A 13,394-nucleotide genomic window follows, 5' to 3' on the forward strand; every position below is an offset into this window, starting at 1 on the left:
CGGGCCGAGTTATTATCGCAGCCTACTTAATTTGTTAAAGTATCCCATCTAGACCGGGCTCGATAACAGCCGAATTAATAAGACGTGGCGGCCTAGCCTCGCGCATGAGCGAGACCGGAACGGACGCGTCGCGGGCGGCCGGGACCGCCGGCGGGCGGGAAGGTGCCGGCGAGGACGCCGCGGAGCAGACGGTGCGCTTCTCGGTGCCGGAGATGGACTGTCCCTCCTGTGCCGGCAAGGTGGAGCACGCCCTGGCCGACGTCGAGGGCGTCCTGGACATCGACACCCGGCCGACGACAGGTCTCGCGGTCGTCCGTTACGACGAGTCCGTGGTCGACCGCGCGACGCTCGTCGCGGCCATCGAGAGCGCGGGCTACGCGGTCCCCGACGCAGAAGCCGACGAGGACGCGGCCGACGGGTCGATTCTCCGGAGCTCTCGCGGCGTGAAGACGGCCATCAGCGGGCTCTTCCTCGCAGCGGGGCTTCTCGTCGCCTTCCTGCTTCCCGCCCTCGACACCACCGTCGCGACGGTGCTGGGGACGCCCCACTCCGTCGCTGACGTGCTCTTTCTCGTCGGCATCGCCGCCGGCGGGCAGGTCATCCTCCGCGGGGGCTACTACTCGGCGCGCAACCGGTCGCTGGACATGGACTTCCTGATGAGCGCCGCCATCGTCGGCGCGGTGACGGCCAGCCTGGTCTTCGCCGAACCGCTGTACCTGGAGGCCGCGACGCTGGCCTTCCTCGTCAACGTCGCCGAACTGCTCGAACAGCACTCGATGGACCGCGCGCGCACCTCACTGGAGGAGTTGATGGACCTCTCGCCCGACGAGGCGACCGTGCTGCGCCGCGGCGAGGAGGTCACGGTCCCCGTCGAGGACGTCCTGGTCGGCGACCGCGTGGTCGTCCGTCCCGGCGAGAAGATTCCGGTCGACGGCGAGGTGGTCGACGGCGAGAGCGCGGTCAACCAGTCGCCGGTCACCGGCGAGAGCGTCCCGGTCGACAAGACGCCCGGCGACGAGGTGTACGCCGGCACCATCAACGAGGGCGGCTACCTGGAGGTGGCGACGACGGCCATCGCCGGCGAGGACACGCTCTCGCGGGTCATCGAACTGGTCGAGGACGCGGAGGCCGAGAAGACCGAACGCGAGCAGTTCGTCGACCGCTTCGCCGACCGCTACACGCCGCTTGTCGTCGGCTTCGCAATCCTGGTGACCCTGGTCAGCCCCGCCGTCTTCGGCGTCTCCTGGTCGACTGCCGTCCTCCACGGCCTCACGTTGCTGGTGCTGGCCTGTCCCTGTGCCTTCGTCATCTCGACGCCCGTCTCCGTCGTCTCGGGCATCACCAGCGCGGCCAAAAACGGCGTGCTGGTCAAGGGCGGCACCCACCTGGAGGCGATGGGCGAGGTGGAGGCCGTGGCGCTGGACAAGACCGGGACGCTCACGAAGGGCGAACTCACCGTCACCGACGTCATCCCCGTCAACGGCAACACCGAGGAGGAGGTGCTCCAGTGCGCCCGCGGCCTGGAAACGCGGAGCGAACACCCCATCGGCGAGGCCATCGTCGAGCACGCGGACGGGCGGGCCGTCGCGGCCGGCGAGGTCAGCGAGTTCGAGTCTATCACCGGCAAGGGCGTGCAGGCGACACTCGGCGAGACGCCCCACTACGCCGGCAAGCCCGGCCTGTTCGAGGACCTGGGCTTCGACCTCTCGCACGTCCACGCCGCCACCGAGGGCGGGGCCGTCACGGCCCGGTCGCGGGACCTCTGCGAGCGCAACGACTGCATGGACCTCGTCGACGAGACCATCCCCGCGCTCCAGTCGGAGGGCAAGACGGTCGTGCTGGTCGGCACGGAGAACGAACTGGAGGGCGTCATCGCCGTCGCCGACGAGATACGCCCCGGCGCTCGCGAGGCGGTCCAGGCGTTGCGCGCGCTGGGTATCGAGGAGGTGGTGATGCTGACCGGCGACAACGAGCGCACCGCCCGGGCCATCGCCGAGCAGGTGGGCGTCGACGACTTCCGCGCTGAGTTGCTCCCCGAGGAGAAGGTCGAGGCCGTCCGGGAACTGGAGGCCGAACACGACGGCGTGGCGATGGTCGGGGACGGCATCAACGACGCGCCCGCGCTGGCGACGGCGACGGTCGGGATTGCGATGGGCGCGGCCGGGACCGACACGGCGCTGGAGACCGCCGACATCGCCCTGCTGGGCGACGACCTGGCGAAACTGCCCTACCTGCGCCGGCTGGCGATGCGGGCCACCAGCGTCATCCGGCAGAACGTCTGGTCGAGCCTCGGCGCGAAGGCGCTGCTGGCCGTGCTGGTGCCCTTCGGGCTGGTGCCCATCTGGGTCGCCGTGCTGGTCGGCGACGCCGGGATGACCGTCGGCGTCACCGGCAACGCGATGCGGCTCTCGCGCATCGTGCCCACGGAGTCCGTCTCCTGACCCGCTCCGGGACAGAACTTCCCAGTCCGTAGGAAGTCCCGGTAGAGCGAGGGTCACACGCGCCCTGTGGGTGGATATGGTGGCCAGACTCTCCAGGCGTCGATACCTCGAAGGCGCGGCGCTCGCAACGGTCGTGCTCGCGGGCTGTGGCGGCCCCGCCGGTGACGGCGAGGACGGCGCGGCCGGACTCCAGGGGTCGGATTACCCGCCCGTCGACGAGTGGCTGACGGACACGACAGTCGGCGACGCCGACGACACCTACGACGGGACGCTCGTCGACCTGCGGGACAACGACGAAGTCGACATCGACGTCGGTTCCGAGGGCAACGGCGGCAACTTCGCCTTCGGGCCGTCTGCGGCCGTGGTGTCCGTGGACACGACCGTCCGCTGGGTCTGGACGGGTGAGGGCGACGCCCACAACGTCGAGGCAGACCCGGAGGAGCAACTCGGCCTGTCGGACTACACGTTCACCTCGGGCCAGCCAGTCGAGAGCGACAGCGAGGTGTACACGCAGACGCTCGACGGAACCGGGGTAGCGCTGTATCACTGCGAGCCCCACCTCGGCGTCGGAATGAAAGGGGGAATCGCCGTCGAATGAACGGGACGCGACCGGCTTCGCGGGCCGTCAGTCGACCAGGGCGTGGGGAACGACTGTCACCTCGACCCGCTCGTCGGGAAAGCGAACGAGTAGCGAGTCCGCAGAGCGCTGGTACTGCTGGGGGTGTTTCCCGCGCTCGCGCAGCCGGTAGGTCTGCTCGACCAGCGGCGTCTCCTGGAGCGCGTCGAGCTTCCGGTACGCCGTCGAGAGCGGCAGGTCACAGCGCGTCGCCACCTCTCGTGCCGTCAGCGGCCGGCCGATGGCCCGGATGATTGCTCGGCAGTCCGCGTCGCTCAGGGCGTCGAAGACCGGGGAGGATTCCTTGCTCATGTGACAGTCGTTCACCCACGGTGAGCGACGGTAAAGTTCCGCACCATCGTCGTCGCCGTTCGGAACCGACTAGTCGACTCTCGGCAGGCCTTACTGTCGTTTGGCAGGGCTTACCGACCGGCGACGGCTGTCCCTCGCCGACTGTGTGGCCCGCTTACTATGCTGGCGCCGCCCGAAACTGTCCCCATGGTTCGGCTCTTCCGGGGCGACATCGAAGCGACCGGCGAGTACATCGCCGAGATAATCTACGGGGCCAACGACGGCATCGTCACCACCTTCGCCGTCGTCTCCGGCGTCGCCGGCGCGGCGCTGGACCCGACAATCGTTCTCATCCTGGGGCTGGCGAACCTCCTCGCTGACGGCTTCTCGATGGGCATGAGCAACTTCCTCAGCCGGCGCTCCGAGCGGGACTACCACAGCGCCACCGGCGGACCCGAACCCGGCGGCAAGGCCCCCTCGCAGACCGCGCTGGCGACGTTTCTCGCCTTCGTCGCCGCCGGGTGGCTGCCGCTCATCCCCTACATCCTGGGGCTGGACCCGCTCTTTCCCCTTTCGATAGCGTTCACCGCCGCCGCCTTCTTCGCGGTCGGCGCGAGTCGCAGCCTCGTCACCGACCGGTCGTGGACGTACAACGGGCTGGAGATGCTGGTCGTCGGGATGGTCGCGGCCGCGGTGGCCTTCGTCACCGGTCGCACCGTCGCCGGCTTCGCCTGACTTCGGAACTTCCCACCGGCTGGGAAGTGCTGAAACCGCTAATGTCCCCCGCGGCGACAGTCAGACCGAGCCATGAGTAGCCGAAGCAACCCGTTCGACGCGCTCGAGGAGATGTTCGACCGGATGAGCCGCGAGTTCGAGAACGCCGCCCGCTCCTGGGAGTCCGGCGAGACGTTCGACATCTCGATGGCCGGCGAATCGATGGCGCTGGACCTCATCGACGGGGACGACGCCTACACGGTCGAGGTGGACGTGCCCGGCTTCTCCCGCGACGAAATCGACGTCCGCGTCACCGACGACACACTCACCATCGAGGCCGAGCACGAGCACGAGGCCGAAACCGAGTCCGAGCGATACCTGCGCCGGGAGCGACAGCACCGCTCGATGCGCCGGTCGATTCTACTGCCGGACCCGGTCGACGCCGACGCCGTCGCCGCGACGATGAGCGACGGCGTCCTGACGGTGACGATTCCCAAGGAGGAGGTCACGGAGGAGGGCAACCACGTCGACATCGAGGTCGAGTAGCGACCCTCTGGACTGCACTCACTCCCCGGCGAGCGGCCTGGCCCGCTGGCGGTAGTACAGGTACGCCAGCGAGGACGCGACGTTGAGTCCCGGCAGCGCCGCCAGCAGCGCCCAGAACGCCGGTCCCTGTCCCCAGTCGGTCTGCGTCCGCAGGTACCAGCCGTCGAGATACGTCGACGCCGGGAGCAGGAGGAGATTCACCGCGAACACAGCGACGAGGACGACTGCCGACGAGAGCACGCTCCCGAACCCGCCCGCCAGGAGCCCCAGCGACAGGAGGTTCACAGCCAGCCCCAGTCCGACGCCGTAGACGCCGCGGGCCGACCCGCGGGCGGACTCCTCGGGCACGCAGGGGAGGTAGTAGCCGTCCTCGGCGCGGAGGAGAATCGACTCGCCGTGGAGGTCACCGAAGCGGTGGGCGGGAATGCCGTGCAGCGCGAGCAAGCGGCTCAGCCTGTCGTCGGTCCGCCCCTCGTCCCACGCGAAGTAGGCGACTACCCGCCGCCCGTCGGCCGCGTCGACGGCGAGTTCGAGCGCCAGCGCCGCCGGGGTGTCTACCCTGACGGGGTAGTCCCCCGGCACCTCGCTGGCGGGCACCGTTTCGACGTTCACCGCGCGCCCACGGACGGTGTCCGACCCGGTCCCCTGGAACCGTGATTCCAGCGCCAGGAACGACTCGGCGGCCGCGTCCACGTCCTCCGCCGACGAGCGCGCGGGGGCCAGGTCCCTGGTCGCTTCGTCGTCGGCCGCCCTGGTCGCTTCGTCGACGGCCGCCCGCTCGACCGTCCGTTCGCGCTCGTCGCTCATACTGTGTGATTCGCCCGCACGGGAACTAAGCATGTCGCCGCCCTCACGTCCACGGCACGACGTACCACGACAGCAGGAAGTACAGCGCGACGGCGCTGACGACGATACCGCCGACGGTCTCGATCGGGCCCCACCGCGAGTACCGCTCCTGGAGTTGCGCTCCGGAGCTATCGGCGACGAGGAACTCCCCGGTCTCCGCGTCGCGACGGACCTCCAGCAGGTCCTGCTGGCCGGTGGTCATCTCTCCGGCGCGACGGGGTTGTGCGGTTCCGAAGAGGTAGACGTCCGTCCCGACCGGCAGTACCGTCTGCGTGTATCTGCGGCGCTTGGCGGTGTTTGCCAGCGGGTTGTCCTCCACCATGAAATCGGAGAGACTCTCGATGGCTCTGTCGAAGAAGCCACCCTCCTCGGCGTCGAGTTCGCTTGTGGTGTCCTCGCGGGTGCGGAAGGCGGCGATGTAGCGGCCGAGTTCCGCCGGCGGGCGCTCACCGCGGTCGAAATAAACTGTGCGGCTGAACGCGTCGGTCTCGATGTCGAACTCGGGCAGGTCGAGGTCGGCCCGGACGAGCACCTCGCCAGTCCCGTCGTCGAGGTCGAACGCCAGCGACTCTCTGCCCTCCGCGATGGTCTCCCAGGTGTAGTGGACGTCGCCGTCGTCGTCGACGCGGCGCTCGCGGCGCTCGGCCTCCCACTCGACGTAGACGCAGTCGTCGCCGGCGTAGGGCGGATGGAGGACGCCGTCGTGCTCGCGGACAACACCCTCCAGTTCCGTCCGCCCGACGGCCATCGAGCGCACCTTCGAGGTGGGCGTGTCCTGGATGAGTCGGGCCATCTTCCAGGTGTCGAAGCCGTCGTAGACGAGGAACAGTCCCAGGACGAAGCCGACGACGAGGACGAGGAGGAGTTCCACGTCGCCCCCGCCGGACTGCAACGCGACGGGCACCGACGAGGTGGGGCCGGTCATGCTCACGCGCTGTCGAAGGCCGCGCCCACGTCGACGTCAGCCTTCTCCGCCTCGGTCGCCCGGAACAGTTCCTTCTCCTCGAACCCGAACTGCTGGGCGAGGATGACGTAGGGGAACTGGTCGATGCGCGTATTCAGGTGCGTGACGGACTCGTTGTACAGTTCCCGCCGGTCTGCAATCTGGGACTCGATTTCGGAGATGCGCTCCTGGAACTGCAGCATGTTCTCCTGGGAGCGCAGTTCCGGGTACGCCTCCGCGCGGGCCTCGAAGTTCGTCAGCGCCTGGCGAATCTGCTGGTCGGCCGCCGCCTGTTCGGCCGGCGTCTCGGCCGCTGCCGCCTGCTCCCGGGCATCTGTGAGCTGGGTCAGGACCCGCTCCTCCTGGTCCATGAACTCCTTCGCGGCGTCGATGAGTTTGGTCAGTTCGTCCTGGCGCTGTTTCAGCAGGACGTCGATGTTCTGTCTGGCCTGCTCGGCGCGTTCCCGCAGGCTCACCAGCTGATTGTAGATGTTGACGACGTAGGCCACGAGCAAGACCACCACCAGCAGCAGAACGAATCCCGCCACGATTTCCAGTACCATACTCCTACTATATTCTCATATTACTTATAAATCTATTTCGGTGGCGTGCGTTGCGAATACGCAGTGGAGGGCGGGTCTGTGACTGTCTGTCACTGTGACCTATCAGCCCAGGAGGTCGACGAACGTGCGGGTCCCGTCTTTCGTTCCTGCGATGATGAGTTCGTCCCCGTTCACGACGCGGAAGTCCGGACCGAGGTCGGTCAGCACGTCGCCGTTGCGCTCGACGGCGACGACGGTACAGCCGGTCCGCGAGCGGACGTCGGCCTCTGCGAGCGTCCGGCCGGCGAGCCCCGGTGCGGGGGTCCGTCGGACGGTCACCTGGTGGTTCATCGAGGCGACGGGTTCGCCTTCGAGTACGGCCGAGGCGGCCATGCGTCCGGTCACCTGGGCGAGCGAGAGGACGTAGTTCGAGCCCGCGCGGTACATCTTCTGGACCGCCTCGGCTTCCTCAGTCCGCGCCGCGATGTCGAGGTCGCGGTTCATGTCGCGCATGACCAGCGTGGCGAACTCCGTCTCGGTGTCGTCCGGGATGGCGAGGATGACCGACCGCGCGGACTCGATGCCCGCCTCGCGGAGTGCATCCGGGTCGTTGGCCTCGCCCACCACGTCCACGCCGGGCACGTCGTTCCGGTTGAGAACGGTGTAGGTCTGGTCCTCGGCCGCCAGCGCGTTCACGACCGACTGTCCGACCTGCCCGTAGCCAACCACAAGCGTCTCGCCGGCCTCGAACTCCCGGACGGCGGACTCGGGCAACCCTCGCAGGGACTCTATCTGGCTCTCGCGGCCGGTCAGCAACAGGACCGTCCCGCCCTGCAGGACCGTCGTCGGGTCCATCGGCGTCTCGAACTCGCCGCGGAACCACGCACCGATGACGTTGATGCCGGTCTGCTCGCGCAGGCCGCTCTCGGCGAGCGTGATGCCCGCCAGCGGGCTCCCGTGGTGGACCAGCAGTTCGGCGATTTCGAAGTCCTCTCCGACCTCGATACCCTCGCCCAGGTCCGTCGTGACCCCTGTCGAGATGACCTCCGCGAGGCGCTCGCCCAGCAACGGGCGCGGCGAGAGGACGATGTCGGCACCCGCGAGTTCGTGGTACCGCGTGCTGTCGGGGTCCTCGACGACGCTGACCACGCGCACGTCCTCGGAGACCTCGCGGGCGGTGAGGACGATGCTGGCGTCGAGTTCGTCGGACACGTCCGCGACCAGCGCGCGCGCTTCCGAGAGGTTCGCGTTGCGCAGCCCCTCCACCGAGTCCGGGTCTGCGTGGACGACGTCGTAGCCGTTCTCGTAGAGTTCGAGCGAGCGCTCGCGGTCCGGTTCGACGATGACCGAGTCGACGCCGCGCCTGTCGAGTTCCTCGACCAGCGGGTCCGCCCGCGGCGTGTAGGTCGCGACGATGACGTGGTCGTCTAGCCCATCGTCGACGGCCGACGGGACCGTCGTCGAGAGGACGTCCTCGAACGCCGGGAACAGGAAGACCGGCAGCGCGAGGAATATCATCACCGTTCCGATGACGTCCATCGAGATGACGAGGAGTTGCATGAAGGAGGTCGTCCACGGGGCGTCGGAGCCGAAGCCGGTGGTCGTGAACGTCTCGACGACGACCTGGAGGGAGTGGAGAAACGAGCGGGGCCGGTCCTCGAAGGCACCCATGCCGTACTCGTAGGCGAGGGCGTAGCTGATGATGAGCGCGACCAGGACGAGCAGATAGTATCCCGTCCGGCGCTGCCACCTGTCCATACCTGTCCGTACCTCTCCGACGGTTAAAACGTACTGACGTCGTCTGACTGCCGTCCGACGGTCGGCCGAAGGTTCAAGTCCCGGGGCGGGACCACCGGCTCCCGTGACGTTCGTACTCGGCCGCGAGGCGGGACCGGAGGCCGGACCGACCGGGCGACTGGGCCACTACCGGGCGCGGGACGGCAGCGCGGGCGCGCCGCTGGCACTGGACTTCGACGGTCCGCACGCCGTGCTCGTCGTCGGCAAGCGGGGCTACGGCAAGTCCTACACGCTCGGCGTCGTCGCCGAAGGGCTCGCTCGCACGCGCGGCATCGCCCCCGTCGTCCTCGACCCGATGGGCGCCTTCGGGGAGATGGCGGGCGGCGTGACCGACCCGGCACACGACGCCGTCCCCGTCGACGTCGAACCGGACCCGGCCGTCGCCCCCGCCTCGCTCGACCCGCGGTCTTGGTGTCGCCTGCTCGACCTCTCCCCCGAGAGCGGTGCCGGCGGACTGGTCTGGCGGGCCGCACGCGAGGCGACGACGCTCGACGGGATGCGGACGGCAGTCCGCGACGCCGACGCACCCGCGACGGCGGTTCGCGCTGCCGTCAACCACCTCGCGCTCGCCGATTCCTGGGGCGTGCTCGACGCCGACGGCCTGTCTCCCGCCGACCTCGCCAGCCCATCGGCCACCGTCGTGGACCTCTCCGGGCTGGACCGGGCTCCGGCGAGTGCCGTCGTCAGAGCCGTCGCCGAAGGGCTGTATCGCGCTCGCGTCGACGGGAGTGTGGACCGCCTCCCCTGGCTGTTGCTGGACGAGGCGCACGCCTTCACCGACGGCGTCGCGGCGGGTGCACTCCGGCGGCTTCTCACGCGCGGTCGGGCACCCGGGGTCAGTCTCGCACTGGCGACCCAGCGGCCGAGCGCGCTCCCAGCTGTCGCCGTCTCCCAGTCGGACCTGCTCGTCGCGCACCGGCTCACGTCACAGGCCGACCTCGACGCGCTGGCGCGGGCGCGGCCGACGTACATGGACACCGCCCTCGCCGAGCAGTTGCCGACGGGGACCGGCGACGTGGTTGTCGTCGACGACGCGACGGAGACGGTTCACGCCGCGCGGGTTCGCCGCCGGCACACGCCACACGGGGGTGACAGTCCGAGCGTCCGCGAGATGCGGGGAGACGACACCGCAGCCGACCACAGCGACTTGTAAGTGCGCGCCCTCGGGTGGCGTATGGACAGACAGTTCGAGACGGCACTCTCCAGCCACGACGAGCGCTCGATTCGCGTCCGCGAGAAGGACCTCGCCGGCGAGGTCATGGACGAACTCGACTTCGCCGCCGCGCTGTTCTACCTCTGGACCGGCGAGGAACCGACCGAGGCCGAGCACCGACTGGTCGACGCCATCCTCACCTCGCTGATGGTCCACGGGACGACGCCCTCGTCTATCGCCGCGCGGATGACGGCCACAGCCGCCCCGGAGGCACCGCAGGCGGCCATCGCCAGCGGCATCTCCGCCGTCGGCTCGCGTTTCGCGGGCCCGATGAAGGAGTGTTCGGAGCAACTGGCCGACCTGGCCGCGGCCGACGACACCGACGCCGCCGTCGACTCGTTCGTCGCCGCGACGCTGGAGTCGGGCGAGTACTTCCCCGGCATCGGCCACCCGGAACTGGACCCGGTCGACCCGCGGGCAGAACGGCTGTTCGACATCGCAGAGGAGGAGGGATTGGCCGGCGAGCACACCGCCGTCCTGCGGAAGGTCCGCGAGGCGTTCGAGGACGCGACCGGCCGGGACCTGCTCGTCAACGTCACCGGTGCCATCGCCGCGCTGACCGCGGACGTCGGCCTCTCGCCGACTGCCGCCCGCGGGCTGGCGGTCGTCAGCCGCGCCGCGGGCGTCACGGGCGAGGTCCTCGAAGAACAGGAGCGACCCATCGGGATGGACATCTGGGCGGCCGTCGACAGCAACACGACGCCGCCCCGGGAGGACTAGTTCGTCGTCGTAATCTCGACGACGTCGCGGTGGTCGAGTTCGGTGTCGGCTCCGATTTGCCGGCCCGAGCGGACGTCGTGGGCGTGGAGGAAGCCCTCGCCGATGTCCGTGTGCAGGAAGTAGGCGAACTCCTCTGCGGTCGCGCCGTCGGGCAGGACGAAACAGTCCTGCAGGAAGGTGCCGTCGTCCTGTGGCTTGCGCGCGCCAGGGAAGATGGCGATGGCCTCGAGTTCCTCGAACAGCGCCGTCTCCAGTGCCTGCTGGACGCCGGTCCCGCCGTAGGCGGTGACGAACTCCCGTATCTGTTCGAGACCGGCCGCCTTCTCCTCGGGGAGGTCGGCGGTCACCGCGAAGTCCTCGTCGCCGGGTCGGTAGTCGAGGACGCCCTGCTCGGCACCGTTCTTCAGGGCCTTCTCGGCGTGTGCGGAGACGGGCACGAACGTCAGGTGCTCGTACTCGGGGTCTGCGGTGATGGTCGCCCAGTTCTCGCGCGCGGCCTCGGTGTCCATCTTGTTCGCCGCGATGACCATCGGCTTCGTCCGAACGCGAATTTCGCGGGCGAGCGCTTCCCGGTCGTCGCCGTCCCAGGCGTCCGGGTCCAGTTCCAGGTCCAGCGAGAGGACGACCTGTTTGATTTCCTGCTCGGAAATCCCGAACGCCGACATCTGCTCGGCCAGGTCCGCCTCGATTGCCTTCTCCTCGCCGTGGTAGCCCGAGCGGTAGCGCTCGATGCCCTTCTCCAGGATGTCGAGGTACCACATGTCCAGTTCCCCTTCGAGGAAGTCGATGTCCTCGCGTGGGTCGTGGTCCTCGGTCGGTTCGCCCTCCAGGTCCGTCTCGCCGGTGAAGTCGACGACGTGAATCAGCACGTCCGCCTCGTTGAGGTCGGTCAGGAACTGGTTGCCCAGGCCCTTGCCTTCGTGGGCACCGGGGACGAGGCCGGCGACGTCGACGAGTTGCGTCGGAACGAACCGGGTCCCGTCCGCGCAGTAGCCGTGGTTGGGCGTACAGGAGTGGTCGAACTCCGGGGCGGCACAGTCGACGCGGACGTACGCCTCGCCGACAGACGGGTCGATAGTCGTGAACGGGTACGCGCCCTCCGGCACGTCGTTCATCGTCGCCGCGTTGAGGAAGGTGGACTTGCCGACGGAGGGCTTGCCGACGAGTCCGATCTTGTAGCTCATTGCCCGGTCTCAGGCGCATCGTCGGTTAAAACGTTATCAAACGGACGGCCTTCGGGCGTCAGTGACACACAGGGGTCCGCATCGCTCGCCCGGGTGAGGCGTACGACAGTGACACAGATTATGTAGAGAAGTAATTGTAGTTTTCACCTCAGTCGTCCTCCAGCCACCCGTCGAAGCGCGTCCGGAGGTAGTCCGCCGAGTACGTCGTTCCGAACTCCTCCTCGATGTATTGCTGGAGGAGTTCCGGCGACCACTTGCCGACGTTGTATCCAACCGCAGTCGGCGGCTCGGCAGTGGCCGCTTCGACGGCAGCGCGCTCCTCGTCTGCGAGTTTGCTCGGTCGGCCGGGGCGCCTGTCGTCGCTCGCCGCGTCGTCGACCGGCCGCTGCTCGAAGCGGTCGAGCCAGTGGTACAGCGTCGACGTGGCGATGCCGTACCGGTCGGCCAGCGCTGTCACCGACACGCCGTCTTTGTACGCCAGCGCGACCATCACCCGCTTTGCCGCCTTCGCGCTCTCGGCGGCCGCCAGTTCCTCGCGGAGGCGGTCAGTCGGGACGTCGTCGAGCTTTCCCATGTGAAGGTCGACGCACCCCACGCACAAAGTTCTAACTACTTATCTACAAAAATCTCGGAGCAGCGCCGGCCGCTTCCCAGCGGACCGCGTGGATTCGCGCTTTTAAATTCCTACGTGGGTACCGAACTTCCGGGGAAAGTGCTCGTCGGTATCCGGTTGACACTCGATTACATGGATACGGGTGTAATCCGGTTCGTCGGCGTGGCACCAAAACGGCTAAGTAACGGTTTCCAGTAGAGTTGGACAGATGGCAGATAACACGGCCAGTCCGCACACCAACTACAAGGTGGGTAAAGTCCTCTCGGAGTACGACCTGCTCGACCTCCACGCGGAGTTGCCCGACCTGTGGCTGGGGGAGTCGGGGGAGGCGACGAGTCTCCGCGACCTCGCCGACGAGATCAACATCGCGGTGCTGCGCCAGGCGATGGAGCGCGCAGGCACGGACCCACTGGAGGGCGAGGCGGAGAACGCATACCGGCTGCTCACCGACGACGACGTCAGCGCCGGCGTCCGGACCCAGCAGCGCAACCGGCTGGAACGTGCGGGCATCGACGTCGACCAGTTGCAGAGCGACTTCGTGACCCACCAGGCCGTCTACACGTACCTCACGAACGGCCTCGGCGTCTCGAAGGAGACCACCGACGAGACGGAACCCCTGGAGAAACACGAGGAACGCATCCAGCGACTCCGCAGCAGAACCGTCGCCGTCATGGAGAACTCGCTGTCGGAACTCCGCGAGGCCGGTCACCTCTCGCTGGGCTCGTTCGACACCATCGTCGACCTTCGGGTCTACTGCCAGGACTGCGAGACGCAGTACGACCTGGGCGAACTGCTCCGTCGCGGCGGGTGCGACTGCGAGCGCGAGGACACCTAGACCCGTCGCATGGCCCCTCGACCCGTCGGTTCGAAACGCCCGCTGCACGGACCGGGTCCAAACCGCAGGTGATATTATAGTTGGCGTCCGAAC

At 68.3% G+C, this 13,394-nt stretch carries 14 protein-coding genes; 7 read left to right on the plus strand and 7 right to left on the minus strand.

Annotation, left to right across the window (positions count from 1 at the left end; translation table 11 throughout):
• Window positions 1-104: 104 nt before the first annotated feature.
• Both WDJ57_RS18510 and WDJ57_RS18515 read left to right on the plus strand, forming a co-directional pair.
• Complete coding sequence (locus WDJ57_RS18510) at window positions 105-2,441, plus strand: heavy metal translocating P-type ATPase (protein WP_338902436.1); 2,337 nt, start codon at window positions 105-107, stop codon at window positions 2,439-2,441.
• A gap of 76 nt (window positions 2,442-2,517) precedes the next feature.
• A complete protein-coding gene (locus WDJ57_RS18515) occupies window positions 2,518-3,039 on the plus strand; it encodes a halocyanin domain-containing protein (RefSeq protein WP_338902438.1) in 522 nt (173 codons plus the stop codon).
• A gap of 27 nt (window positions 3,040-3,066) precedes the next feature.
• Here the strand turns inward: WDJ57_RS18515 and WDJ57_RS18520 are convergent, their stop codons facing one another.
• A complete protein-coding gene (locus WDJ57_RS18520; RefSeq protein ID WP_338902439.1) occupies window positions 3,067-3,369 on the minus strand; it encodes a helix-turn-helix domain-containing protein in 303 nt (100 codons plus the stop codon).
• 186 nt (window positions 3,370-3,555) lie between these two features.
• Here WDJ57_RS18520 and WDJ57_RS18525 point away from each other — a divergent pair, with 186 nt between their 5' ends.
• Both WDJ57_RS18525 and WDJ57_RS18530 read left to right on the plus strand, forming a co-directional pair.
• Complete coding sequence (locus tag WDJ57_RS18525; protein WP_338902440.1) at window positions 3,556-4,083, plus strand: VIT1/CCC1 transporter family protein; 528 nt, start codon at window positions 3,556-3,558, stop codon at window positions 4,081-4,083.
• Window positions 4,084-4,155: 72 nt separating this feature from the next.
• Window positions 4,156-4,608 carry an Hsp20/alpha crystallin family protein gene (locus WDJ57_RS18530; RefSeq protein WP_338902441.1) on the plus strand — a complete coding sequence of 151 codons (453 nt, stop codon included), beginning with the start codon at window positions 4,156-4,158 and terminating at the stop codon, window positions 4,606-4,608.
• An 18-nt stretch (window positions 4,609-4,626) separates the two neighbouring features.
• Here the strand turns inward: WDJ57_RS18530 and WDJ57_RS18535 are convergent, their stop codons facing one another.
• The 4 genes from WDJ57_RS18535 to WDJ57_RS18550 form a co-directional block, all read right to left on the minus strand.
• Complete coding sequence (locus WDJ57_RS18535; RefSeq protein ID WP_338902442.1) at window positions 4,627-5,415, minus strand: hypothetical protein; 789 nt, start codon at window positions 5,413-5,415, stop codon at window positions 4,627-4,629.
• Between the two features lie 43 nt (window positions 5,416-5,458).
• On the minus strand, window positions 5,459-6,379 hold the full coding sequence (locus tag WDJ57_RS18540; RefSeq protein WP_338902443.1) for a hypothetical protein: 921 nt from the start codon (window positions 6,377-6,379) through the stop codon (window positions 5,459-5,461).
• Between the two features lie 2 nt (window positions 6,380-6,381).
• A complete protein-coding gene (locus tag WDJ57_RS18545; protein WP_338902444.1) occupies window positions 6,382-6,960 on the minus strand; it encodes a LemA family protein in 579 nt (192 codons plus the stop codon).
• Between the two features lie 102 nt (window positions 6,961-7,062).
• On the minus strand, window positions 7,063-8,697 hold the full coding sequence (locus tag WDJ57_RS18550) for a potassium channel family protein (protein ID WP_338902445.1): 1,635 nt from the start codon (window positions 8,695-8,697) through the stop codon (window positions 7,063-7,065).
• 103 nt (window positions 8,698-8,800) lie between these two features.
• On the opposite strand from WDJ57_RS18550, the gene WDJ57_RS18555 reads away from it, so the two are divergent.
• Window positions 8,801-9,889, plus strand: a complete 1,089-nt coding sequence (locus WDJ57_RS18555; RefSeq protein ID WP_338902446.1) for an ATP-binding protein — start codon at window positions 8,801-8,803, stop codon at window positions 9,887-9,889.
• A 21-nt stretch (window positions 9,890-9,910) separates the two neighbouring features.
• The gene (locus WDJ57_RS18560; RefSeq protein ID WP_338902447.1) at window positions 9,911-10,669 is read left to right on the plus strand and encodes a citryl-CoA lyase; all 759 of its coding nucleotides are present in this window, start codon (window positions 9,911-9,913) and stop codon (window positions 10,667-10,669) included.
• Here WDJ57_RS18560 and WDJ57_RS18565 read toward each other — a convergent pair.
• Together WDJ57_RS18565 and WDJ57_RS18570 are read right to left on the minus strand one after the other, a co-directional pair.
• A complete protein-coding gene (locus tag WDJ57_RS18565) occupies window positions 10,666-11,853 on the minus strand; it encodes a redox-regulated ATPase YchF (protein WP_338902448.1) in 1,188 nt (395 codons plus the stop codon). The two genes, WDJ57_RS18560 and WDJ57_RS18565, sit on opposite strands and share 4 nt — an antisense overlap.
• 148 nt (window positions 11,854-12,001) lie before the next feature.
• Window positions 12,002-12,427, minus strand: a complete 426-nt coding sequence (locus tag WDJ57_RS18570; RefSeq protein ID WP_338902449.1) for a helix-turn-helix domain-containing protein — start codon at window positions 12,425-12,427, stop codon at window positions 12,002-12,004.
• Window positions 12,428-12,674: 247 nt separating this feature from the next.
• On the opposite strand from WDJ57_RS18570, the gene rdfA reads away from it, so the two are divergent.
• Window positions 12,675-13,301, plus strand: coding sequence for a rod-determining factor RdfA (gene rdfA, locus WDJ57_RS18575; RefSeq protein WP_338902450.1), 627 nt, complete (start codon window positions 12,675-12,677; stop codon window positions 13,299-13,301).
• The last annotated feature ends 93 nt before the right edge of the window (window positions 13,302-13,394 follow it).

The sequence above is a fragment of the Salinibaculum sp. SYNS191 genome, from assembly GCF_037338445.1.
GTDB lineage: Archaea > Halobacteriota > Halobacteria > Halobacteriales > Haloarculaceae > Salinibaculum > Salinibaculum marinum.

Excerpts from the sequence above, each read along its gene's own strand:
- WDJ57_RS18520 (WP_338902439.1), bottom strand. The coding sequence starts at position 3,369 with ATGAGCAAGGAATCCTCCCCGGTCTTCGACGCCCTGAGCGACGCGGAC.
- WDJ57_RS18545 (WP_338902444.1), bottom strand. The coding sequence starts at position 6,960 with ATGGTACTGGAAATCGTGGCGGGATTCGTTCTGCTGCTGGTGGTGGTC.
- WDJ57_RS18550 (WP_338902445.1), bottom strand. The coding sequence starts at position 8,697 with ATGGACAGGTGGCAGCGCCGGACGGGATACTATCTGCTCGTCCTGGTC.
- WDJ57_RS18560 (WP_338902447.1), top strand. The coding sequence starts at position 9,911 with ATGGACAGACAGTTCGAGACGGCACTCTCCAGCCACGACGAGCGCTCG.
- WDJ57_RS18510 (WP_338902436.1), top strand. The coding sequence starts at position 105 with ATGAGCGAGACCGGAACGGACGCGTCGCGGGCGGCCGGGACCGCCGGC.
- WDJ57_RS18525 (WP_338902440.1), top strand. The coding sequence starts at position 3,556 with ATGGTTCGGCTCTTCCGGGGCGACATCGAAGCGACCGGCGAGTACATC.
- WDJ57_RS18565 (WP_338902448.1), bottom strand. The coding sequence starts at position 11,853 with ATGAGCTACAAGATCGGACTCGTCGGCAAGCCCTCCGTCGGCAAGTCC.
- WDJ57_RS18570 (WP_338902449.1), bottom strand. The coding sequence starts at position 12,427 with ATGGGAAAGCTCGACGACGTCCCGACTGACCGCCTCCGCGAGGAACTG.
- WDJ57_RS18540 (WP_338902443.1), bottom strand. The coding sequence starts at position 6,379 with ATGACCGGCCCCACCTCGTCGGTGCCCGTCGCGTTGCAGTCCGGCGGG.
- WDJ57_RS18535 (WP_338902442.1), bottom strand. The coding sequence starts at position 5,415 with ATGAGCGACGAGCGCGAACGGACGGTCGAGCGGGCGGCCGTCGACGAA.
- WDJ57_RS18530 (WP_338902441.1), top strand. The coding sequence starts at position 4,156 with ATGAGTAGCCGAAGCAACCCGTTCGACGCGCTCGAGGAGATGTTCGAC.
- WDJ57_RS18515 (WP_338902438.1), top strand. The coding sequence starts at position 2,518 with ATGGTGGCCAGACTCTCCAGGCGTCGATACCTCGAAGGCGCGGCGCTC.
- rdfA (WP_338902450.1), top strand. The coding sequence starts at position 12,675 with ATGGCAGATAACACGGCCAGTCCGCACACCAACTACAAGGTGGGTAAA.